Below are 21,069 nucleotides of genomic sequence, written 5' to 3' on the forward strand. Positions count from 1 at the left end.
AGGAAGCTCCGGCCGCCAGGCGAAGGCCAAGCCCTCCCCCACAGCATCGGGTGACGTTCACGGAACAGCTGCTGCAGGAGCTCGCGGAGGCTGGCGGCCGGATCGTGAAGAGCGGCAGCGGTCCGGAGTTGGAGAAGTGGCCCTCTCGCGTCGCCGCAGCGCGCAGATCCGGAAGGATCCCGGAGACGAAGGAGCTGTACGGGGGTTGGTGCCGTGACGGGTACGAGATCAAGCTCGTCGACATCCCCGCCTGGCGCCTGGTCGCCCTTGAACCCGTCCCTGCTCCCTCACGACTCACGCGGCCGCACAGCGTGGTACGGGCCATGCAGAACGAACCCCAGCCTCTGGGCCTGACAAAGCCCGTCCAAGGGCGCGCCCTCAGGCTTATCCAGGCGCTGATCAGCGCCGCCGAGAACGCAGGACACTCAAGTGCGGCAGGGCAGACCGCCTCCGCGCCCCCGCCTCATCGTCGCCGCAGGGCGTCTCCCCACTTCACCATCACCGCGCAGGGCCAGACCGTGGAGTTCCTCGTCCTCCAGGAGCAGGACCGGACTGAGCACGTCGCCACCGAGAAGGAACTCGCCGAGGCCAAGAAGCACTCCTGGATCAGGATCCCCCGCTTCGACTACACCCCGTCCGAGCGCCTCCGCTTCGTTCTCAGTGGTGGCCAGCCGCACCGGGCGAGCGAATGGGCCGACACCCCCGGCCGCTCCCTCGAAAACCAGCTCGCTGAGATCGCGCAGGAGGTCACGCTTCGGGGGGAAGCCGCCGAACGCAGACGTCTCGACGAGATCGAAGCAGCGCGCCAGAAGCGCATCCGCTGGGAAGCCGCCGTGAAAGAAGCGCGCGTCCAGTACACCGAGGCGTACCGCATCAGGCACTTCGAGGCGCAGGAAGCGGCATGGCGCCACGCCACCCGACTCGCGGAGTACGTGAGCTCCGTACGCACCCGGGTCGAGGCCATGCCCCCAGGGCAAACCAGGACCGAAGCCGAAGCGTGGATCGACTGGGCAGCAGCCCGCGTTGAGCGCCTCGACCCTCTAAACACACCGCCCCGGCTGCCCGACATCCCCGAACCACGAGCCGACGATCTCAGGCCCTTTCTCGGGCACTGGAGCCCGTACGGCCCCTGACACAACACGGACCGGACACCTCATCTAGCGTCACGGAACGTCACTACCGAGAAGGGATGGGCGGGGGCGGTCAACAGCTCAGCAGCCAGCGCCCCGGCCACCTCAGCGTGCCTGAGAGCAGACAGCTGAGGGCTCCACTCGGTGGTCGGCAAGCCTGCATGACGACCCCTCAGAAACTGTGCCGTCCGTGCGTCAAACGTGCGTCACGTGCGTCGAATATGCGTCAAGATATCGCATCTAACGCACGTAACGCCCATAGTGCACAGTCGGAGAAACGCCAGGTCAGCGGCCCTTTTCAGCGGGCTCAAGGATCGCGACGCACTCGACATGGTGCGTCATCGGGAACAGATCGAACGCCCGCAGCGTCCGCACCCTGTACCCGCCCTCCCGGAAGTACCCCAGGTCCCGGGCCAGGGCTGCCGGGTCGCAGGCGACGTAGGCGATGCGGCGGGCGCCGAGGCCGGAGAGGTGGCGGACGGTCTGCTTGCCGGCGCCGGCTCGGGGCGGGTCGAGGACGATGATGTCGACGTCGGTGATGCCCGTGCGCGGGAGGACCGATTCGACCTTGCCCTGTTCGATGCGGACGCGCGGGTAGTCGGCCAGGTTGTGGCGGGCGTCCTCCACGGAGCGCTTGCCCGACTCGATGCCGAGGACGGCGCCCTGGTCGCCGACGCGGTCGGCGATGGCGCCGGCGAAGAGGCCGACGCCGCAGTAGAGGTCGAGGGCGGTGTCGCCCTTGCGGGGCGTCAGGCCCTGCATGACGGCGAGCATGAGCGTCTGGGCGGCCTTCGGGTGGACCTGCCAGAAGCCGCCGTTGCCGACGCGGTAGGTGCGGTCGTCGGCGCGCTCGCGGACGAAGGGGCGGCCGTGGACGCGGTGGACGCCGCCGTCCTTCTCCTCGACGCGCAGGACGGAGACCGGCTTGTCGAGCTCGACCAGGGGGAGGCGGGCGCCGGGGCGCGGGGTCAGGATGACCTGGCGGTCCTGCGAGCCGGTCGCGGCGATGGCCTCGACCGATGCCATCCCCTCCCAGGTGCGCTTCTCGATGCCGAGCTCCGAGACGCCCTCGGCGGCGATCATGCAGTGGTCGATGACCTCGACCTCGTGCGAGCGGTGCTTGCGCAGGCCCGCGTGGCCCTCGGCGTCGATCGCGTACTGGACGCGGGTGCGCCACTTCGGGACCTCGCCGGCGGGCAGCTTGTCGCCCTCGGCGGGGAGGACCGTGCCGTCCCAGCCGGCCTCCTCGGGGGTGAGGCCGGCGAGCCGCTGGAGCTGCTCGGCGATGACCTCGCCCTTGAGGCGGCGCTGGGCGCCCGGCTTGGCGTGCTGCCAGTCGCAGCCGCCGCACTTGCCGGGGCCGGCGAAGGGGCAGGGGGCCTCGATGCGGTCCTTGGACGGGTCGAGGATCTCGATCGCGTCGGCGCGCAGGAAGCGGGAGGTCTCCTCGCCCTCGGTGACCCGGGCGCGGACCCGCTCGCCCGGCAGGGCGTGGCGGACGAAGAGGACGCGGCCGGCGTCCGTACGGGCGATGCAGTGGCCGCCGTGGGCGACCGGGCCGACCTCGACCTCGTACTCTTCCCCGACCAGCGAAGCAACAGGCACGTTCTGCATGACGGGGGTACTCCAGGGGGAAGAGAGTGGTGGGCTGCCGTTCGGGACGGCAGCCCACCAGTCTAGTTGCTCTTTTCGGCCGGGACCTTCGCGCCGCCCTTCTCGACCGGTCCGCGTCGGACCGATCCGGGGGCGTTCCAATCCTGCCGCTTCCGCGCCCGCTTCTTGGCGGCCTCGGAGGACTGGAGCTGGTACGGGACCGAGGTCACCATCACGCCCGGGGTGAAGAGCAGCCGGCCCTTGAGGCGCAGGGCGCTCTGGTTGTGCAGCAGGTGCTCGTACCAGTGGCCGACCACGTACTCGGGGATGTAGACCGAGACGGCGTCGCGCGGGCTCTCCTTGCGGAGGTTCTTCACGTACTCGATGACCGGCCGGGTGATCTCGCGGTAGGGCGAGTCGAGGATCTTCAGCGGCACGTTGATGCCGCGCCGCTCCCACTCCTCCTTGAGTGCCTTCGTCTCGGCCGCGTCGACGCTGACGGTGAGCGCCTCCAGCTCGCTGGCGTGCAGCAGCTTGGCGTACGCGAGGGCGCGCAGCGTGGGCTTGTGCAGTTTGGAGACGAGGACGACGGAACGGACCCGGGAGGGGCGGACGTACTCGTCGGGGCGCTCCTCGGCGGCGGCGATCTCGGCGGCCACGGAGTCGTAGTGCCTGCGGATCGCGGTCATCGTCACGTAGAAGATCACCATGCCGAGCAGCGCGACCCAGGCGCCGTGGGTGAACTTGGTGGCGAGGACGACGACCAGGACGAGGCCGGTGAAGAAGGCGCCGAAGGCGTTGATCGCGCGGGAGCGGATCATGTGGCGGCGCTTGCCGGGGTCCCGCTCGCTCCGCAGGTGCCGGTTCCAGTGCCGGACCATGCCGATCTGGCTGAGGGTGAAGGAGACGAAGACGCCGACGATGTAGAGCTGGATCAGCCGGGTCGAGTCGGCCCCGTAGATGCCCACGAGCAGGGCGGCCGCGCCGGCCAGCAGCACGATGCCGTTGGAGAAGGCGAGGCGGTCGCCGCGGGTGTGCAGCTGGCGGGGCAGGTAGCGGTCCTGGGCGAGGATCGAGCCGAGGAGCGGGAAGCCGTTGTACGCCGTGTTGGCGGCCAGGAAGAGGACGAGCGCGGTCGCGGCGGCGAGCAGGATGAAGAAGAACGTGCCGTCGCCGAAGACGGCGGCGGCGACCTGCGAGATGACCGGGTCCTGGACGTAGCCCTCGCCGACCGGCTGCCCGTTCTTGAGCAGGTCGTGGGCGGGGTTCTCGGCCATCCGGACGTCGGTGGCCATGGCCAGGAAGATGATGCCGCAGAACATGGTGACGGCCAGGCCGCCCATGAGCGCGAGGGTGGAGGCCGCGTTCTTCGACTTGGGCTTGCGGAAGGCGGGCACGCCGTTGGAGATGGCCTCGACGCCGGTGAGCGCCGCACATCCTGAGGAGAAGGCGCGGAGCAGCAGGAAGACCAGGGCGAAGCCGGCCAGGCCCTGGTGCTCGGCCTTGATCTCGAAGCCGGCGGTGGGGGCGGTCATGGTCTCGTCGAGGACGAGGCCGCGCCAGGCGCCCCAGATGATCATGGCGAAGACGCCGAAGACGAAGACGTACGTCGGGATGGCGAAGAGGCCGCCGGACTCCTTCACGCCGCGCAGGTTCATCAGCGTGAGCAGCACGATCACCGCGATCGCGGAGATGACCTTGTGCTCGACGACGAACGGCACGGCGGAGCCGAGGTTCTCGATGCCGGAGGAGATGGAGACGGCGACGGTCAGGACGTAGTCGACGAGCAGCGCGCTCGCGACGGTGAGTCCGGCCTTCGGCCCGAGGTTGGTGGTCGCGACCTCGTAGTCGCCGCCGCCGCTCGGGTACGCGTGCACGTTCTGCCGGTACGAGGCGACGACCGTGAACATCAGGACCACGACGGCCAGCGCGATCCACGGGCTGAAGTGGTACGCCGACAGGCCCGCGACGGAGAGGACCAGGAGGACCTCGCCCGGGGCGTACGCCACCGAGGACAGCGGGTCGGAGGCGAAGACGGGGAGGGCGATGCGCTTCGGGAGCAGGGTCTCGCCCAGCTTGTCGCTGCGCAGGGCCCGCCCGATCAGGATCCGTTTGGGCACGTCGGTCAGTTTGGACACGCAGAGGATCGTAAGCGTTCGAAATGAGCCCCGCCGACCAGCACCCCCGATCGGCACGGAATCTCCCTGGATACCACCTCGACGGAGACCTGGGCGAGTCCCGGCTCTCCGCCCTGACGCGGCCCTGACGGCGTCTTGACGCGTTCCTGGCGTCTTGACGCGTTCCTAACGAGGGCTGCGTGAGGTACCGGCCATCGTTGCCGCATAAGCTCGGACCGGACGGTACGCGTGTGCCTGTCCGCCACGGCCCGGGTCGACCGGGCCGGGTAAGGGGCCGCCCGACGGGTGCCCCGCGAGGTCGACATACGTGGCCGATGTGGCCAGGAAAGTTGTGAGAAGCGTGTTTTCGCAGGTCAGCAGGGCGATCAGGAGTGCGGGGTAAGGGGACGTGCACATCGTCATCATGGGCTGCGGGCGCGTCGGAGCCGCTCTCGCGCAGACCCTGGAGCAGCAGGGCCACACCGTCGCGGTCGTGGACCAGGACCCGACGGCTTTCCGCCGTCTGGGCTCGGGCTTCGGCGGCCGTCGCGTCACGGGCGTGGGCTTCGACCAGGACACGCTCCGCGAGGCGGGGATCGAGGAGGCCGGTGCCTTCGCCGCGGTGAGCAGCGGCGACAACTCGAACATCATCGCGGCGCGGGTCGCGCGCGAGATGTTCGGCATCGAGAACGTCGCCGCCCGCATCTACGACCCGCGGCGCGCCGAGGTCTACCAGCGCCTGGGCATCCCGACCGTCGCCACGGTCCGCTGGACCGCCGACCAGATGCTGCGGCGGCTGCTGCCGTCCGGCGCGGAGCCGCTGTGGCGTGACCCGAGCGGCGGTGTGCAGCTCGCGGAGGTCCACACCTCCCCCGCGTGGATCGGGCACAAGGTCAGCCGCCTCCAGGAAGAGACCGGCGTGCGCGTGGCGTTTCTCACCCGGCTGGGCGAAGCGATTCTTCCGACCTCGCAGACGGTGCTGCAGGAGGGCGACCTCGTGCACGTGATGATGCGGACGGACGAGATCGACAAGGTCGAGGCGGCGTTCGCCGAGGGTCCCGAGGAGGGCGGTCACTGATGCGTGTCGCTATTGCCGGCGCCGGCGCCGTGGGCCGTTCCATCGCGGGCGAGCTCCTGGAGAACGGGCACGAGGTCCTTCTCATCGACAAGGCCCCGACCGCCATCTCGGTGGAGCGGGTGCCGCAGGCCGAGTGGCTGCTGGCCGACGCCTGCGAGATCACCTCGCTCGACGAGGCGGCCCTGCAGCGCTGCAACGTCGTCATCGCGGCGACCGGCGACGACAAGGTGAACCTGGTCGTCTCGCTGCTCGCCAAGACCGAGTACGGCGTGCCGCGCGTGGTCGCCCGGGTCAACAACCCGAAGAACGAGTGGCTGTTCAACGAGGCGTGGGGCGTGGACGTCGCCGTCTCGACGCCGCGCCTGATGTCGGCCCTGGTCGAGGAGGCGGTGAGCGTCGGCGACCTGGTCCGGCTGCTGCGCTTCAGCCACGGCGACGCCAACCTGGTCGAGCTGACGCTGCCGCCGGAGTCGGCCATCGCGGGCACCGCGGTGGGCGATGTCGCCTGGCCGCCGGACACCTCGCTGGTCACCATCATCCGCGGCTCGCGGGTCCTCACGCCGAGCGCGGAGGAGACCCTGGAGGCGGGCGACGAGCTGCTGTTCGTGGCCACCCAGGCGCGCGAGGAGCAGCTGGAGGACCTGCTGTCGGTGCGGCGGGATCCGTCGGAGTCCTGACGGGGAGTCCTGACCGGCGGACGTCGTCGGTACGGTACGAGGAAGGGGCCCGGGACCTGTGACAGGTCCCGGGCCCCTTCCTCGTACATCTGCTGGGGGCTACGCCTCGGGGTGCCCCTGAGCGGCGGCCTTACGGGCCTTCTCCGCCTTCTCCTCGGCCTCCATCTCGGCGAAGACGTCGATCGGCGGCGGCGCCTTCGCGAGGAACACCCAGGTCAGGTAGACCGCGAGCAGGAACGGCGGGATCTTCAGGGCGACCAGGACCCAGCCGAACTGCGTGGTGTCGGCCCACCAGTACAGCGGGAAGAGGATCGCGCACTTGGCGAGCAGGATCAGTCCCCAGGCCCAGCTGGCCTTGGTGTATGCCTTCTTGCGGCCCGGGTTGCGGGTGCGCCAGGAGAGGTTCTCCTTGAAGACCGGGCCCAGGATGAGGCCGATCAGCGGCACGCCGGCTGCTGCCGTGACGATGTACGCGAGGGCGAGGCCGAGCGTGTAGAGCATGCCCGGCAGGTAGAAGTCCTTGGCGTTGCCCGTCATCATCGCGAAGACCACGCCGAAGGCCACGCCGAAGACGCCGCTGAAGGCGTGCTTGACGGTGTCGCGGCGGATCAGCCGGACGGCGACGAGGACGAGGGATACCGCGACGGCGGCGATCGCCGAGGAGCGCAGGTCCTTGTTGATCGTGTAGATCGTGACGAAGAGCAGGCCCGGCACGACCGTCTCCACCATGCCGCGCACGCCGCCGAACGCCTCGAAGAGGGCGGCCTCGGTCACCGCCTTGTCGGTCCGGGCGTCCTGGTCGGGCGTGGGCTTCTCGGTGGTCGGCTTGTCGACTGACGTCACCGGCTACTCCTGTCCGAGCGGTCGGAGCTCGTATTTGGGGTTGAAGAGGACCCGCCGGCCGTGGCTCATGGAGATCCGGCCGGAGGCGATCAACTTGCGGCCCGGCTCGATGCCCACGATGGAACGGCGGCCCAGCCACACCACGTCCAGTGGCGCCGTGCCGTCGAACAGCTCGGCCTCCAATGCGGGCACACCGGCCCTGGGACGCAGAGTGACCGTCCGCAACGTACCAGTCACCTTGACTATCTGGCGGTCGGAGCAGTCGCAGATGCGCGTGCACCCCGAGGCGGCGGAGTCCTCCTGGAGCTCCACCGACTCCAGCTCCTCCTGCGAGGTGGACAGGCGGTCGAGCATCCGGCGGAACCGTCCGGCCGGCTTCTCTGTACGCGGTGCAGCACTCATACAGAAAGCGTACCGGCCCCCGCCGACACCGAACTCAGTGTTCGAAGCGGTAACCCATGCCCGGTTCGGTGACGAAGTGCCGCGGGTGCGAAGGGTCCTGCTCCAGTTTGCGGCGCAGCTGTGCCATGTAGACCCGCAGATAGTTCGTCTCGGTGCCGTACGAGGGTCCCCAGACCTCCTGGAGCAGCTGCTTCTGGCTGACCAGGCGGCCGCTGTTGCGGACCAGGACCTCCAGGAGGTGCCACTCGGTCGGGGTGAGCCGGACGTCCTTGCCGTCGCGGTGGACCTTCTTGGCTGCCAGGTCGACCGTGAAGCCCTGGGTCTCGACGACCACGACGCCGTCCTCGCCGGCGCCGCCGACCGGTTCGGCCCTGCGGACGGCCGCGCGCAGCCGGGCGAGCAGCTCGTCCATGCCGAAGGGCTTGGTGACGTAGTCGTCGGCGCCCGCGTCGAGCGCCTCGACCTTCTCGTCGGAGGTCTGGCGGGCGGAGAGCACCAGGATCGGCACCCGGGTCCAGCCGCGCAGGCCCTTGATGACGTCGACGCCGTCCATGTCGGGCAGTCCGAGGTCGAGGACGACGACGTCGGGGTGGCGCTCGGCGGCGAGCCGGAGGGCGGTGGCGCCGTCGGCGGCCGCGTCGACCTCGTACTTGCGCGCCTTGAGGTTGATCACCAGGGCGCGAACGATCTGAGGCTCGTCGTCGACCACCAGGACCCGGGTCATGAAGGGGTGCCTTCCTTGTCGTTGGTACGGAGGGAGTGCGGGGAGGGAGTGCGGGAGGTGCTGCGGGGAGGGAGTGCGGGGAAGTACTGCGGAGAGGTACCGCGGGACGTTCTACGGCGGTGGCACGGAGGGCGTACGGGGCGAGGGTTCGCGCCGTCCCGGCCCCTGGTCACGTCATGATGTGCGCCGGCAGCGCGGGGGCGGCGGTGTCCGGGGGCGGGGGTCCCGCGGTGCTCAGGGTGAGGACCATGGTCAGTCCGCCGCCCGGGGTGTCCTCGGCGGTGATGGTGCCGCCCATGGCCTCGACGAAGCCGCGGGCGACCGCGAGGCCGAGGCCAACGCCCGCTCCACGCGGGGCGTCGCCGAAGCGCTGGAAGGGCTCGAATATGCCGTCCTTGGCCTCGTCCGGGACCCCGGGGCCGCGGTCGGTCACGCGCAGTTCGAGGCGCTCGCCGAGGACGCTGGCGCCGACGGCGACCGGGATGCCGTCGGGGCTGTACTTGACCGCGTTCTCGACGATGTTGGCGACGGCCCGCTCCAGGAGGCCCCGGTCGACGGCGACCATCGGGAGGGTCTCGGGGATGTCGAGCTCGACGCTGCCGTCGGGGACGCCGCCGAGGGCCATCGGCACGACCTCGTCCAGGTCGGTGGAGCGGATGAGCGGGGTGACCGTACCGGTCTGGAGCCGGGACATGTCCAGGAGGTTGCCGACCAGGTGGTCGAGGCGGTCGGCACCCTCCTCGATGCCCTCCAGGAGCAGGGCCTGGTCCTCCTCGGACCACTCGACGTCGTCGGAGCGCAGCGAGGACACCGAGGCCTTGATGCCGGCGAGCGGGGTGCGCAGGTCGTGGCTGACGGCGGCGAGCAGCGAGGTGCGGATCTTGTTGCCCTCGGCCAGCTTGCGGGACTCCTCCGCCTGGTCGACGAGGCGCTGGCGGTCGAGGACGACGGCGGCCTGGGCGGCGAAGGCGCCGAGCACCCGCCGGTCCTCTGCGGGCAGGACCCGTCCGGTCAGGGCGAGCGCCAGGTGGTCGCCGACCGGCATGTCGACGTCCGCGTCCTCGGGCCGGGCCACCGGTCGCGCGCCGACCTTGGCCGCGCAGGTCCACGGTTCGAGGTCGCCGGTGCGCTCCAGGAGGGCGACGGACTCCATGGAGAAGGTCTCGCGGACCCGTTCGAGCAGCGCCTCCAGGCTGGTCTCGCCCCGCAGGACGCTGCCGGCGAGGTACGAGAGGACCTCGGACTCGGCACGCAGCCGGGCGGCCTGGTGGGTGCGGCGGGCGGCCAGGTCCACCACGGAGGCGACGGACACGCCGACGCCGAAGAAGACGGCGATGGCCACGATGTTCTTGGGGTCGGCGATGGTCAACCGGTGCAGCGGCGGGGTGAAGAACCAGTTGAGGAGCAGGGACCCCAGGGCTGCCGAGGCGAGGGCGGGGAACAGTCCGCCGAGCAGAGCGGCGGCGACGGTCAGGGCGAGGAAGAGCAGCATGTCGTTGGCGAGGCCGAGGTCCGCGTCGACATGGGTGAGCAGGAGGGAGAGGAGCAGCGGTCCGCCGACTCCGACGATCCAGCCCCAGACGATCCGGGCGCGGCCGAGCCGGGCGCCCCGGGCGACGGGCAGACCGCGGCCCTGGGCGGCGCTCTCGTGGGTGACGATGTGGACGTCGAGGTCGGGTCCGGAGTCCCGGGCGACGGTCTGGCCGACGCCGGGGCCGAGGACGTACTGCCAGGAGCGGCGGCGGCTGGAGCCGAGCACGATCTGGGTGGCGTTGACGCCCCGCGCGAACGACAGCAGCGCCGAGGGGATGTCGTCGCCTATGACGTGGTGGAAGGTGCCGCCCAGGTCCTCGACGAGGGTGCGCTGGACCGCGAGCTCCTTCGGTGAGGCGGAGGTCAGGCCGTCACTGCGCGAGATGTACACGGCGAGGACCTCGCCGCCGGCGCCCTTCTCCGCGAGCCGCGCGGCCCGCCGGATCAGGGTGCGTCCCTCGGCGCCGCCGGTGAGGCCGACGACGATCCGCTCGCGGGCCTGCCAGGTGGACTGGATGTTGTGCTCGCCGCGGTACTGGCGCAGGTACTCGTCGACGCGGTCGGCGGTCCACAGCAGCGCCAGCTCGCGCAGCGCGGTCAGGTTGCCCGGCCGGAAGTAGTTCGACAGGGCCGCGTCGACCTTGTCCGGCTTGTAGACGTTGCCGTGCGCCATCCGCCGCCGCAGCGCCTGCGGCGACATGTCCACCAGCTCTATCTGGTCGGCCCTCCGCACCACCTCGTCCGGCACGGTCTCCCGCTGCCGCACCCCCGTGATCGACTCGACCACGTCGCCGAGCGACTCCAGGTGCTGGATGTTGACGGTGGACACCACGTCGATGCCCGCCGCCAGCAACTCCTCCACGTCCTGCCACCGCTTGGGGTTGCGGGAGCCGGGCACGTTGGTGTGGGCGAGCTCGTCCACCAGGGCGACGGCCGGCCTGCGGGTGAGGACGGCGTCTATGTCCATCTCCGGGAACGTGGCGCCCCGGTACTCGATCTCCTGGCGCGGCACCTGCTCCAGACCGTGGAGCATCACCTCGGTGCGCGGCCGGTCATGGTGCTCGACGAACGCGACGACGCAGTCCGTGCCGCGCTCCACGCGCCGATGCCCCTCGGAGAGCATCGCGTACGTCTTCCCGACGCCCGGCGCCGCCCCCAGGTAGATCCGTAGCTTGCCGCGTCCCATGGCTCGACCTTACGTCCAGCCAAACGGACATTCCGCACGGCTGTGGGAGGTCAGCGCCGTATTGACGTGATCCTGACGCCCCTCAGTGCTCGATGATCTCGCCGTCGCGGAGCTCCAGCACCCGGTCGGCCAGGCCGAGCAGCTGGGAGTCGTGGGTGGCGACCAGGGCCGTGCAGCCCTCGCTGCGCACGACGGCCCGCAGCAGCTCCATGACCGCGAGGCCCGTCTCGGCGTCGAGCTGCCCGGTCGGCTCGTCGGCTATCAGCAGGGCCGGCCGGTTGGCCAGGGCACGGGCGATGGCGACGCGCTGCTGCTGCCCGCCGGAGAGCTCCCCGGGGCGCTGGGCCGCGTGGTCGGCGAGCCCCACCAGGGCGAGCAGCAGGGCGACCCGCTCCTCGCGCTCCTTCGGGTCGGCCTTGCGCAGCCGCATGGGCACGCCCACGTTCTCGGCGGCGGTCAGGATCGGTATGAGTCCGAAGGACTGGAAGATGAATCCGATGCGGTCGCGGCGAAGCGCCAGGAGCCCTTCCTCGCCGAGCCCGGCGAGGTCGGTGCCGTCGATGACGATGCGCCCCTCGTCCGCGCTGTCGAGGCCGCCGACGAGGTTGAGCAGGGTGGTCTTGCCGGAGCCGGAGCGGCCCTTGAGGGCGACCAGCTCGCCGCGCGGGATGTCGAAGGAGACCCCGCGCAGGGCGTGCACGGCCGCGGCGCCCGTGCCGTACGACCGCTTCAGGTTCTCGATCCGGACCATCGGCGTGCCGGCCGGGTCCTCGATCACGGCCGTGCCGGTCCGCGCGTTGCTCTCACTCACCGTGGTGCCCCCCTCGATCGAACGTGTGCGCCGTCAGTATGGGCCGAGCACGGGGGCGGGGGCCAGGCCTGTGGACAACGGCCTGTGGACAACCTCGGGCGGGCCGGGCGGGCCGTCCGCGAGCCCGGGGGTGCCGGGGGGGCAAGACGAGTGGGCCGTGCCTTCCCTTCCCCGACATGAGCGGGGAAGGGAAGGCACGGCCCACCCTTGGCTTTCCTGACACGTGAGGCAGGTGAAGCAGGTCCGGCAGGTCCGGCAGGTCAGCGGATCTCGGAGATCTCCGGCCCGCGCTGCAGCTGGCCCATGCCGCCGGAGAACCGGGAGCCGGCCTGGTCGTCCTGCTGCACGCCGTCCGGCACCATCTGCGCGTCGTTCGGCAGCTTGAGGACGATCGGGTCGCGCGGGGCCATCGGGCCCTCGCCGCGGACGACCACGGTGTCCCGGACGATCTGCTCCAGCAGACCGGCGGCCTCGGGCTGCACCGCGCCCTGGCCGGAGATCACGCCGCGCAGGAACCAGCGCGGTCCGTCGACACCCACGAAGCGCACGAGCTGCACGCCGCGGTTGCCGTCCGGAAGCTGTACGGGGACCTGGGCACGCAGCTCCCAGCCCAGCGGGCCCTCGACCTCGTCGATGACACCGCCCTGCTGGGTGATGCCGCCCGCGATCTCGTCGCGGACCTCGCCCCAGATGCCTTCCTTCTTCGGAGCGGCGAACGCCTGGAGCTGCACGGCGCTGTCCCGCAGGACCACGGTGGCCGCGACGATCGCGTCGCCCGCCACCTCCACGCGCAGCTCCATGCCCTCGACTCCGGGCACGAAGATGCCGCCCAGGTCGACCCTGCCCTCTTCGGGCGTGGTGACCTCGGAGATGTCCCAGGGACCGTCGGGCCGGGGCGCCGGCGGAAGGTTCACCCGGCGCGGCGCGGCCGCGTCCTCGCCGTCCACCGCGTCGACGACCTGCTCGGCCTCGCCCGCTGCGTCCTCAGCGGCACCGCTCTTCTTGCGACGTCCGAACACGTCACTGTCCTTCCCGGTCGGATACGACCGAAGCGTATCGATTCCCACCCGTAGTGCCGTCCACGGCGGCGTGACCGCCGGTGGACCCGAAGCCCCCCTCGGCCCGCGCCGAGCCGGGAAGCTCCGCCACCTCGTGGAAGCGCACCTTCTCGACCTGCTGGACGACCAGTTGGGCAATCCGGTCGAATCGCTCGAACCGCACGCTCTCGCGAGGGTCCAGATTGACCACGATCACTTTGATCTCTCCACGGTACCCGGCATCGACCGTCCCCGGGGCATTCACGAGCGCGACGCCGCAGCGTGCGGCGAGGCCGGAGCGGGGGTGGACGAAGGCGGCGTAGCCGTCGGGCAGCGCGATGGAGACTCCGGTGGGCAGCACGGCCCGCTCTCCCGGGGCCAGCACGGCGGCCTCGGTGGTCACCAGATCGGCTCCGGCGTCGCCGGGGTGCCCGTAGGCCGGGATCGGCACCTCGGGGTCCACGCGGCGGATGAGTACGTCGACGGGATTACGCATCAGGGGTTCACCTCGAAGGCGCGGGCGCGCCGGACCTGGTCGGGGTCGGACATGGCGGCCTGGATCTCCTCCGGGCGGCCGTTGTCGATGAAGTGGTCGACCTTCACCTCGATGAAGAGGGCGTCGGCGCGGACGGCGACGGGCCCCTCGGGCCCGCCGATCCGGCCGACGGCGGTCGAGTAGATCTTGCGGCCGCGCACCGCGGTGACCTCGGCCTCCAGGTGGAGCACGGTGCCGACCGGAACGGGCCGCGCGAAGTCGGTCTCCAGGCGGCCGGTGACCGCGATGACCCGCAGCAGCCAGTTCAGGGAGCCGAGGGTCTCGTCGAGCGCGGTGGCGAGCACGCCGCCGTGCGCGAGACCGGGGGCGCCCTGGTGGTCGGGGGTCACCCTGAACTCGGCCGTGACGGTCACGCCCTCGCCCGCACGCGCCTCCAGGTGCAGGCCGTGGGGCTGTCCGCCGCCGCAGCCGAAGCACTGCGCGTAGTGCGCGCCGAGCAGCTCGCCGGGGGCGGGCGCGTCCGGGTGGCGTACCGGCGGTATGGCGTCGGCCGGCGGGGTGAGAGCGGCAGATGTTCCAGTCACAGGCGCAGACCTTACCCGCGCGGCCGGGCGCCGGTCGCGCCGTGCCAAGCTGGAAGGCATGCAGCCTTCCGCACACTCCCCCGCGCCCCGCTTCGACGAACGCCTCACGGCGCCCCGTTCCTGGTGGGTCATCGTCGCCCTGCTGGGCGTCTCCGGTGGTCTGATCATGTTTCCCCTGGGTACGGTCCCGACGCTCGGCGGTCTGATCGCGGCGGGCGCGCTGGCCGCGGTGGCGGTGTCCTCGTACGGGTCGGCCCGGATCCGGGTGGTGGCCGGCTCGCTGGTCGCGGGGGACGCGCGCATCCCGGTGTCGGCGCTGGGGACGCCCGAGGTCCTGGACGCCGAGGAGGCGCGCGCCTGGCGCACGCACAAGGCGGATCCGCGCGCCTTCATGCTGATGCGCAGCTACGTGGAGACGGCGGTGCGGATCGAGGTCACGGACCCGGCGGACCCGACGCCGTACGTCTACCTGTCCAGCCGTGACCCCGAGGGCCTGGTGGCGGCCCTGGAGGCGGCCCGCGGTGAGACGCGGGACGCCGAGGAGGCCCCGGCGGCGCAGGAGGCCTGAGGGGCCCAGGAGGCCTAGAAGTCGATCTCCTTGGGATTCTCCGGCTGTGCCAGCGGGGGCAGTGCCGGAAGGGCGTCCCAGGGGATCTGGCGGTCGCGCAGGTCCTTGCGGATGTGCGCGGCGAGTTTCCTGGTGTCGCGCCGGTTCATGACCGCGCCGACGGCCGCGCCCACCATGAACGGGGTGAGGTTCGGCAGGTTGCGCACCAGGCGCTTGGTGATCTGCTGGCGCAGTTCGCGCTTGAGCTGCCCGCCGAGGGCCGCGTTGACGGTGGTGGGCTTGGTGGGGTCGATGCCGCGCTCCTCGGCCCAGGAGGTCAGGTAGGCGGTCGAGCGCTGGGTGAGCGTGCCGGGCGGGCGCAGGCCGTAGACCTCGTGCAGCTCGGCGATGAGCTTCAGCTCGATGGCGGCCACGCCGGTGATCTCGGCGGCGAGCTCGGCGGGCATCGCCGGCGGTACCGGCAGCATGGCCGCGGCGCCGATACCGGCGCCGACGGTGGCACTGGCATGGGAGGCGCCGCCGACCAGCTTGTCGGCGATCTCCTCGGGGCCGAGTCCCGGGAAGTGTCTGCGGAGCGTCGCCAGGTCCCGGACGGGGACCCGCGGCGCGATTTCGATGACCCGGTCGGCGAGATAGCCGACGCCGGCCTTGGCGCCCTGGCCGCCGCGCTTCACACCGCGCCGTACGGCTTCGATGCGGGCACTGTCCGGCCTGACGCGCTCCAGCCACAGGCCCGCGGGGCCGGTGACGCGCCGCAGGGCGCCCCGCCTGACCCCGTCGCCCTGTTCGGACGGCGCGGGGGGCTGGTCGCCCTGATGCGGCGCCTCCGCTGCTTCGAGCGAGGCCCTGGGGCCTCGCCCGTCGTCACGTGCGCCAGAAGTGGGCAGGGGGGCGGAGTGCTCGGCCGAGGAGTCCTGCTGGACGTCCTCCACCGGGCCTGAGCCGCCCCGGTACGCCCCCGGCCTGCCAGGGAGCCGGAGCCGCCGTTTCCAAGACGGTGTGTCGCCTGCCACGGTCGACCGATCTCAGTCGCAGTCGCGGCAGATCGGCTGACCGTTCTTCTCCCGAGCCAGCTGGCTGCGGTGGTGCACGAGGAAGCAGCTCATGCAGGTGAACTCGTCGGCCTGCTTGGGCAGGACCCGGACGGCCAGTTCCTCGTTCGAGAGGTCGGCGCCCGGAAGCTCCAGGCCTTCGGCGGCCTCGAACTCGTCGACGTCGACGGTCGAGGTCGACTTGTCGTTCCGGCGGGCCTTCAGTTCTTCAAGGCTGTCCGAGTCGACGTCGTCGTCGGTCTTGCGTGGGGTGTCGTAATCCGTTGCCATGTCGCTCTCCCCCTCTGGGTGGTTTGCGGTGTCTCCAGCGCACGTAACGCGTGAGAGGCCGGACTTGTGCCCGACCCGAGGCGGAGATTTTGCCTCACATCAAGGTCTGTTACTCAATCGACACCCAATCCGCCCTCTCATGAGTGAGCGGCTTTGGGTGGCGAAGCGGACCGTACACGGTCCTGCGGCCGTCCCTCTCGGGTGCCACCCCGTGTACTTCCCGTCAATCGACCCCCTGAAAACCCGGACTTTTCCGGGTTTTTTGAGGGAATTCTCGATCACGGAGAGTGGAGGTTCGGACACCCACCCCTGTGATCGATCACACAGGATCATCTCAGGAGCGAGGACCGGAAATTCCGCGCAAAGCGAACAGATCCGGTCGGCTCGTCAAGTGTGTCAGATCGGCAGAGTGACACGCATCACGAGACCACCGCCCTCGCGGGGCTCCGCGATGATACGGCCGCCGTGGGCGCGCGCGACGGAGCGCGCGATCGACAGGCCGAGGCCGACGCCCTTGTCGCTGCCGGTGCGCTCCTGCCGGAGGCGCCGGAATGGCTCGAAAATGTTGTCGATCTCGTACGCGGGGACCATCGGGCCCGTGTTCGCGACCACCAGGACCGCCTGCCCGTTCTGGGTCTCGGTGGTGACATCCACCCAGCCACCCTCCGGGAGGTTGTATCGGACGCCGTTCTGCACCAGGTTCAGGGCGATCCGCTCCAGCAGGACACCGTTGCCCTGGACGACCGCCAGGGCACGCTCGCCCCGGATCTCCACGCCCTTGGCCTCGGCCTCCGCGTGCACCTGGTCGATGGCGCGTGACGCCACCTCCGCCAGGTCGACCGGCTTGCGCTCGATCATCTGGTTGTCGCTGCGGGCCAGCAGCAGCAGGCCCTCGACCAGCTGCTCGCTGCGCTCGTTGGTGGCCAGCAGCGTCTTGCCGAGCTGCTGGAGCTCCATCGGGGCGTCCGGATCGGAGAGCTGGACCTCCAGCAGGGTGCGGTTGATCGCGAGCGGCGTGCGCAGTTCGTGCGAGGCGTTCGCGACGAAGCGCCGCTGGGCGCTGAAGGCCCCCTCCAGGCGCTCCAGCATCTCGTCGAAGGTGTCGGCGAGCTCCTTCAGCTCGTCGTCCGGGCCGTCCAGCTCGATCCGGCGGGACAGATCGGATCCGGCCACCTGGCGGGCGGTCCGGGTGATCCGGCCCAGCGGGGAGAGCACCCGGCCCGCCATGGCGAAACCGAACGCGAAGGCGATGATGCTCAGGCCCAGCAGGGCGAACAGGGAGCGGCGCAGCAGGTCGTCCAGGGCGAGGTCGCTCTGGTGGCGCAGACACATCGTTACGGCGTTGTTGAGCTGCTCGCCGGTGGACTTCTCCGGCAGGTCGCACCAGTCGGTGGTCGGCTGGACGGTGCCGCTGACGACCTTGAAGGGCAGCTGGGAGGTGCTGTCCCGCAGGGCCTGCGCGGTGAACAGGTAGATGATCGCCAGCAGAAGGATGCCCGCGATCAGGAACATCCCGCCGTACAGCAGCGTGAGTCTTATCCGGATGGTCGGACGCAACAACGGGCGGACCGGGTCACGGGGGTCCCATGTCGGCTTCGGAGGCGCGTTCAGGGGCGCCGGGGTCTGGGTCATCGGCTCAGATCCGGTAGCCGGAGCCGGGGACCGTGACGATGACGGGCGGCTCGCCCAGCTTCCGGCGCAGGGTCATCACGGTGACCCGGACCACGTTGGTGAACGGGTCGGTGTTCTCGTCCCAGGCCTTCTCCAGGAGCTGCTCGGCCGAGACGACGGCTCCCTCGCTCCGCATCAGGACCTCCAGGACGGCGAACTCCTTGGGCGCCAGCTGGACCTCCTTGCCGTCGCGGAAGACCTCGCGGCGGTTGGGGTCCAGCTTGATGCCGGCCCGCTCCAGGACGGGCGGCAGGGGCACGGTGGTGCGGCGGCCCAGGGCCCGCACGCGAGCGGTGAGCTCGGTGAAGGCGAAGGGCTTCGGAAGGTAGTCGTCGGCGCCCAGCTCCAGGCCCTCGACGCGGTCGCTGACGTCGCCGGCGGCGGTGAGCATCAGGACGCGGGTGGGCATGCCGAGCTCGACGATCTTCCGGCAGACGTCGTCACCGTGGACGAGCGGGAGGTCCCGGTCGAGCACGACGACGTCGTAGTCGTTGACGCCGACGCGCTCCAGGGCCGCGGCGCCGTCGTACACGACGTCGACGGCCATGGCCTCCCGGCGCAGTCCGGTGGCCACCGCATCGGCGAGCAGCTGCTCGTCCTCGACGACGAGTACACGCACGTCTGTAAGTCCTTTCCTGGCGCCCCGGTCCGGACCGCGGACGGGGCGGGTCTGCGCACTGACTGTGCGTGTCCATCCTGCCCCGAACGCGCGTAAACCGGCCGTAAGACGGCGGTCCGGCGGCTCCCCGGCGGGGTCGGGTCGTGCCCTGTCGGGAAGAATTCACCTGATTCGCGCGCCAGTTGAGGTTTCTCTGAGGAACCGGCTGGGGAGGACGACTGCACACCCCGAGATCACGCCCTGTAGGTGGCACGCCACCTACCGCTCTCTGTCCCCCAGAGGTAGCAGTGCGTGGTCCGCCCACCCCCGGCACTCCCCGTGCCACCGACCCACGACGAGGGGGCGCACGATGGACGCTTTCACCGCAGGCCTGCTGCACCGCATCAGGGCCGCTCAGTCCGACCTCACGCGCGCTCGTGAGACGGGCGACGACTTCCTCGCGGACGTCGAGCAGGCCGAGCTGGACGACCTGCACCGCCTGGCCGCCGAACACGGTGTGGAGGTCGGCGCGGCCTGCGCCTGACCCCCCGGACATGGGTGGGCCCCCGAAGCCGTCGGCTTCGGGGGCCCACCCATGTCCGCTGTCGGCGCGGGGCCGCTCAGTCGTGCCAGGCCCCGGCTTCCTCCAGGAACCGCTGCAACGGCCCGAAGACGCCCTCGGAGGCCGCCAGCACCAGCTCCCCCGAGGCGCGCTCGCCCGGACGGCCACCCGTCAGCGCGCCCGCCTCGCGGGCGATGAGGTCGCCCGCGGCCAGGTCCCAGGGGTTGAGGCCGCGCTCGTAGTACGCGTCGAGACGGCCCGCGGCGACGTCGCAGAGGTCGATCGCCGCGGAGCCGCCGCGGCGGATGTCGCGGACGCGCGGGATGAGGCCCTGGGCGACGTCCGCCTGGTGGGCGCGGCGGGTCTGGACGTACGCGAAACCGGTGCCCACGAGGGCCTGGTCGAGCTCCGGGGAGGGGCGGACGGCGAGGCGCCGGTCGCCCAGCCAGGCGCCGCCGCCGAGGACGGCGTGGAAGGTCTCGCCGCGCAGCGGGACCTCGACGACGCCGACGACGCTCTCCCCGTCGCGCTCGGCGGCGATGGAGACGGCCCAGGTCGGCAGGCCGTAGAGATAGTTCACGGTGCCGTCCAGCGGGTCGATCACCCAGCGGATCCCGCTGGTGCCGGGGCTGGCGGCGCCCTCCTCGCCGAGGAAGCCGTCGTGGGGGCGGTGCTCGGAGAGGAAGCCGGTGATCAGCTTCTCGGCGGCGATGTCCATCTCGGTGACGACGTCGATGGGGCTGGTCTTGGTCTTCGCCACGGTCAGGTCGTCGGGCCGCCCGTCGCGCAGCAGCGCGCCGGCTCGGCGCCCGGCCTCCAGGGCCAGGTCGAGCAGCTCCCGCAGCAGCGGGTCGGGCACGGGGGAATCGGTCACGGGAGGGCTCCTCAGGCGTACGGGCTGTCGGCGCCGGCCGCCGCGGGGCGCTCCGCGCGCGCGGGGCAGCAGCCGATCGGACAGAGGTCGTGCGAGGCTCCGAGCGCGCCCAGGGCGCAACGCTCGGCACGCTGCCCGCGCTCGGCCGTCGCACGCTCCAGGACGAGCTCGCGCACGGCCGCGGCGAACCGCGGGTCGGCGCCGACGGTCGCCGAGCGCCGGACCGGGAGGCCCAGCTCGGCGGCCTTGGCGGTGGCCTCGGTGTCGAGGTCGTAGAGGACCTCCATGTGGTCGGAGACGAAGCCGATGGGCACCATGACGACCGCGGGCGCCCCGGCCCCGTGCAGCGCCTCCAGGTGCTCGCAGATGTCCGGTTCCAGCCAGGGGATGTGCGGGGCGCCACTGCGCGACTGGTACACGAGTTGCCAGGGGTGCTCGACGCCGGTCTCCTCGCGGACGGCGTCGACGACCAGCCGGGCCACGTCCAGGTGCTGCTTCACGTAGGCGCCGCCGTCGCCGTGGTCGGCGACGGGGCCCGAGGTGTCGGCGGCGGAGTCGGGGATGGAGTGCGTGGTGAAGGCGAGGTGCGCCCCGGCCCGTAGGGACGGGTCGAGCTCGTCGAGGGAGGCGAGCACGCCCTCGACCATGGGGCGGACGAATCCCGGGTGGTTGAAGTAGTGCCGCAGCTTGTCGACCCGGGGCAGCGGGAGGCCTTCCGCTTCCAGCTCGGCGAGGGAGTCGGCCAGGTTCTCCCGGTACTGGCGGCAGCCGGAGTACGAGGCGTACGCGCTGGTGGCGAGGACGGCGATGTGGCGACGGCCGTCAGTGATCATCTCGCGCAGGGTGTCGGTGAGGTACGGCGCCCAGTTCCGGTTGCCCCAGTAGACCGGCAGGTCGAGGCCCGCCTCGCCGAAGTCCGCGCGCAGGGCGTCGAGCAGGGCGCGGTTCTGCTCGTTGATGGGGCTGACGCCACCGAAGAGGAAGTAGTGCTGCCCCACTTCCTTCAGCCGTTCCTTGGGGATGCCTCGGCCGCGGGTCACGTTCTCCAGGAACGGGACCACGTCGTCCGGGCCCTCCGGGCCACCGAAGGAGAGCAGCAGCAGGGCGTCGTACGGGGCGGGATCGAGCTCGTCGGACATGGCACCGATCCTCCCACCCGCCTCGGACAGCCGATGGCTCGCCCCGACCGAAAAAATGGGTGACCAGACCAGTTCAACACCGTAGGCTTTAGCTATTAATTACACGTGTTGCGCCGACACGTGT

21 protein-coding genes are annotated in these 21,069 nt (G+C 71.1%); 5 read left to right on the top strand and 16 right to left on the bottom strand.

Features of this window, described 5'->3' with window-relative positions:
• Positions 1–323: 323 nt before the first annotated feature.
• Entirely contained in the window at positions 324–1,133 is an 810-nt protein-coding gene (locus tag ACZ3ZE_RS25985; protein WP_467260895.1) for a hypothetical protein, read from the top strand.
• Between the two features lie 282 nt (positions 1,134–1,415).
• Here the strand turns inward: ACZ3ZE_RS25985 and ACZ3ZE_RS25990 are convergent, their stop codons facing one another.
• Both ACZ3ZE_RS25990 and ACZ3ZE_RS25995 read right to left on the bottom strand, forming a co-directional pair.
• Positions 1,416–2,744 carry a class I SAM-dependent RNA methyltransferase gene (locus tag ACZ3ZE_RS25990; RefSeq protein WP_467260897.1) on the bottom strand — a complete coding sequence of 443 codons (1,329 nt, stop codon included), beginning with the start codon at positions 2,742–2,744 and terminating at the stop codon, positions 1,416–1,418.
• A 62-nt stretch (positions 2,745–2,806) separates the two neighbouring features.
• Positions 2,807–4,861, bottom strand: a complete 2,055-nt coding sequence (locus ACZ3ZE_RS25995; RefSeq protein WP_361178683.1) for an APC family permease — start codon at positions 4,859–4,861, stop codon at positions 2,807–2,809.
• A gap of 388 nt (positions 4,862–5,249) precedes the next feature.
• On the opposite strand from ACZ3ZE_RS25995, the gene ACZ3ZE_RS26000 reads away from it, so the two are divergent.
• Together ACZ3ZE_RS26000 and ACZ3ZE_RS26005 are read left to right on the top strand one after the other, a co-directional pair.
• Positions 5,250–5,918, top strand: a complete 669-nt coding sequence (locus ACZ3ZE_RS26000) for a potassium channel family protein (RefSeq protein ID WP_046911473.1) — start codon at positions 5,250–5,252, stop codon at positions 5,916–5,918.
• The gene (locus ACZ3ZE_RS26005) at positions 5,918–6,595 is read left to right on the top strand and encodes a potassium channel family protein (RefSeq protein ID WP_329424997.1); all 678 of its coding nucleotides are present in this window, start codon (positions 5,918–5,920) and stop codon (positions 6,593–6,595) included. The genes ACZ3ZE_RS26000 and ACZ3ZE_RS26005 overlap by 1 nt, the downstream gene beginning before the upstream one ends.
• Before the next feature lie 99 nt (positions 6,596–6,694).
• Here the strand turns inward: ACZ3ZE_RS26005 and ACZ3ZE_RS26010 are convergent, their stop codons facing one another.
• The 8 genes from ACZ3ZE_RS26010 to ACZ3ZE_RS26045 form a co-directional block, all read right to left on the bottom strand.
• Positions 6,695–7,438, bottom strand: a complete 744-nt coding sequence (locus tag ACZ3ZE_RS26010) for a DUF3159 domain-containing protein (RefSeq protein ID WP_467260898.1) — start codon at positions 7,436–7,438, stop codon at positions 6,695–6,697.
• Positions 7,439–7,441: 3 nt separating this feature from the next.
• Positions 7,442–7,840 carry an OB-fold nucleic acid binding domain-containing protein gene (locus ACZ3ZE_RS26015; protein WP_329424993.1) on the bottom strand — a complete coding sequence of 133 codons (399 nt, stop codon included), beginning with the start codon at positions 7,838–7,840 and terminating at the stop codon, positions 7,442–7,444.
• 34 nt (positions 7,841–7,874) lie between these two features.
• On the bottom strand, positions 7,875–8,564 hold the full coding sequence (locus ACZ3ZE_RS26020) for a response regulator (RefSeq protein ID WP_361178676.1): 690 nt from the start codon (positions 8,562–8,564) through the stop codon (positions 7,875–7,877).
• Between the two features lie 169 nt (positions 8,565–8,733).
• Complete coding sequence (locus ACZ3ZE_RS26025; protein ID WP_361178673.1) at positions 8,734–11,283, bottom strand: sensor histidine kinase KdpD; 2,550 nt, start codon at positions 11,281–11,283, stop codon at positions 8,734–8,736.
• An 82-nt stretch (positions 11,284–11,365) separates the two neighbouring features.
• Positions 11,366–12,034, bottom strand: a complete 669-nt coding sequence (locus ACZ3ZE_RS26030) for an ABC transporter ATP-binding protein (protein WP_361178814.1) — start codon at positions 12,032–12,034, stop codon at positions 11,366–11,368.
• A 320-nt stretch (positions 12,035–12,354) separates the two neighbouring features.
• Entirely contained in the window at positions 12,355–13,113 is a 759-nt protein-coding gene (locus tag ACZ3ZE_RS26035; protein WP_329424988.1) for a DUF3710 domain-containing protein, read from the bottom strand.
• Position 13,114: 1 nt separating this feature from the next.
• Positions 13,115–13,627: a dUTP diphosphatase gene (dut, locus tag ACZ3ZE_RS26040; RefSeq protein WP_017237679.1), complete on the bottom strand. Its 513-nt coding sequence runs from the start codon at positions 13,625–13,627 to the stop codon at positions 13,115–13,117.
• A complete protein-coding gene (locus ACZ3ZE_RS26045) occupies positions 13,627–14,211 on the bottom strand; it encodes a PaaI family thioesterase (RefSeq protein ID WP_361624754.1) in 585 nt (194 codons plus the stop codon). Before ACZ3ZE_RS26045 ends, dut begins: the two co-directional genes overlap by 1 nt.
• 58 nt (positions 14,212–14,269) lie before the next feature.
• Between ACZ3ZE_RS26045 and ACZ3ZE_RS26050 the strand changes: the two genes are divergently transcribed.
• The gene (locus ACZ3ZE_RS26050) at positions 14,270–14,779 is read left to right on the top strand and encodes a DUF3093 domain-containing protein (protein ID WP_361178666.1); all 510 of its coding nucleotides are present in this window, start codon (positions 14,270–14,272) and stop codon (positions 14,777–14,779) included.
• A 14-nt stretch (positions 14,780–14,793) separates the two neighbouring features.
• Here ACZ3ZE_RS26050 and ACZ3ZE_RS26055 read toward each other — a convergent pair whose 3' ends face one another.
• The 4 genes from ACZ3ZE_RS26055 to ACZ3ZE_RS26070 form a co-directional block, all read right to left on the bottom strand.
• Positions 14,794–15,792 carry a hypothetical protein gene (locus tag ACZ3ZE_RS26055; protein ID WP_363293448.1) on the bottom strand — a complete coding sequence of 333 codons (999 nt, stop codon included), beginning with the start codon at positions 15,790–15,792 and terminating at the stop codon, positions 14,794–14,796.
• Positions 15,793–15,804: 12 nt separating this feature from the next.
• Positions 15,805–16,101, bottom strand: coding sequence for a DUF4193 domain-containing protein (locus ACZ3ZE_RS26060; RefSeq protein WP_003955561.1), 297 nt, complete (start codon positions 16,099–16,101; stop codon positions 15,805–15,807).
• 396 nt (positions 16,102–16,497) lie between these two features.
• Positions 16,498–17,733, bottom strand: coding sequence for a sensor histidine kinase (locus tag ACZ3ZE_RS26065; protein WP_361178661.1), 1,236 nt, complete (start codon positions 17,731–17,733; stop codon positions 16,498–16,500).
• A 4-nt stretch (positions 17,734–17,737) separates the two neighbouring features.
• Positions 17,738–18,391 (bottom strand): response regulator transcription factor, encoded by a 654-nt coding sequence (locus ACZ3ZE_RS26070; RefSeq protein WP_046911485.1) that lies wholly within the window; start codon positions 18,389–18,391, stop codon positions 17,738–17,740.
• 349 nt (positions 18,392–18,740) lie between these two features.
• Between ACZ3ZE_RS26070 and ACZ3ZE_RS26075 the strand changes: the two genes are divergently transcribed.
• Complete coding sequence (locus ACZ3ZE_RS26075) at positions 18,741–18,914, top strand: hypothetical protein (RefSeq protein ID WP_361178658.1); 174 nt, start codon at positions 18,741–18,743, stop codon at positions 18,912–18,914.
• Positions 18,915–18,990: 76 nt separating this feature from the next.
• Here the strand turns inward: ACZ3ZE_RS26075 and ACZ3ZE_RS26080 are convergent, their stop codons facing one another.
• Both ACZ3ZE_RS26080 and ACZ3ZE_RS26085 read right to left on the bottom strand, forming a co-directional pair.
• On the bottom strand, positions 18,991–19,791 hold the full coding sequence (locus tag ACZ3ZE_RS26080; protein ID WP_361627740.1) for an inositol monophosphatase family protein: 801 nt from the start codon (positions 19,789–19,791) through the stop codon (positions 18,991–18,993).
• Between the two features lie 26 nt (positions 19,792–19,817).
• Positions 19,818–20,945, bottom strand: coding sequence for a ferrochelatase (locus tag ACZ3ZE_RS26085; RefSeq protein ID WP_467260900.1), 1,128 nt, complete (start codon positions 20,943–20,945; stop codon positions 19,818–19,820).
• Between the last annotated feature and the right edge of the window lie 124 nt (positions 20,946–21,069).

The sequence above is a fragment of the Streptomyces sp. NPDC023157 genome (assembly GCF_055560575.1).

What these genes read in the sequence shown, in the direction of transcription:
- ACZ3ZE_RS25985 (WP_467260895.1), top strand. Translation starts at nt 324, where the DNA reads ATGCAGAACGAACCCCAGCCTCTGGGCCTGACAAAGCCCGTCCAAGGG.
- ACZ3ZE_RS25990 (WP_467260897.1), bottom strand. Translation starts at nt 2,744, where the DNA reads ATGCAGAACGTGCCTGTTGCTTCGCTGGTCGGGGAAGAGTACGAGGTC.
- ACZ3ZE_RS26005 (WP_329424997.1), top strand. Translation starts at nt 5,918, where the DNA reads ATGCGTGTCGCTATTGCCGGCGCCGGCGCCGTGGGCCGTTCCATCGCG.
- ACZ3ZE_RS26015 (WP_329424993.1), bottom strand. Translation starts at nt 7,840, where the DNA reads ATGAGTGCTGCACCGCGTACAGAGAAGCCGGCCGGACGGTTCCGCCGG.
- ACZ3ZE_RS26020 (WP_361178676.1), bottom strand. Translation starts at nt 8,564, where the DNA reads ATGACCCGGGTCCTGGTGGTCGACGACGAGCCTCAGATCGTTCGCGCC.
- ACZ3ZE_RS26025 (WP_361178673.1), bottom strand. Translation starts at nt 11,283, where the DNA reads ATGGGACGCGGCAAGCTACGGATCTACCTGGGGGCGGCGCCGGGCGTC.
- ACZ3ZE_RS26030 (WP_361178814.1), bottom strand. Translation starts at nt 12,034, where the DNA reads ATGGTCCGGATCGAGAACCTGAAGCGGTCGTACGGCACGGGCGCCGCG.
- dut (WP_017237679.1), bottom strand. Translation starts at nt 13,627, where the DNA reads ATGCGTAATCCCGTCGACGTACTCATCCGCCGCGTGGACCCCGAGGTG.
- ACZ3ZE_RS26050 (WP_361178666.1), top strand. Translation starts at nt 14,270, where the DNA reads ATGCAGCCTTCCGCACACTCCCCCGCGCCCCGCTTCGACGAACGCCTC.
- ACZ3ZE_RS26060 (WP_003955561.1), bottom strand. Translation starts at nt 16,101, where the DNA reads ATGGCAACGGATTACGACACCCCACGCAAGACCGACGACGACGTCGAC.
- ACZ3ZE_RS26065 (WP_361178661.1), bottom strand. Translation starts at nt 17,733, where the DNA reads ATGACCCAGACCCCGGCGCCCCTGAACGCGCCTCCGAAGCCGACATGG.
- ACZ3ZE_RS26075 (WP_361178658.1), top strand. Translation starts at nt 18,741, where the DNA reads ATGGACGCTTTCACCGCAGGCCTGCTGCACCGCATCAGGGCCGCTCAG.
- ACZ3ZE_RS26085 (WP_467260900.1), bottom strand. Translation starts at nt 20,945, where the DNA reads ATGTCCGACGAGCTCGATCCCGCCCCGTACGACGCCCTGCTGCTGCTC.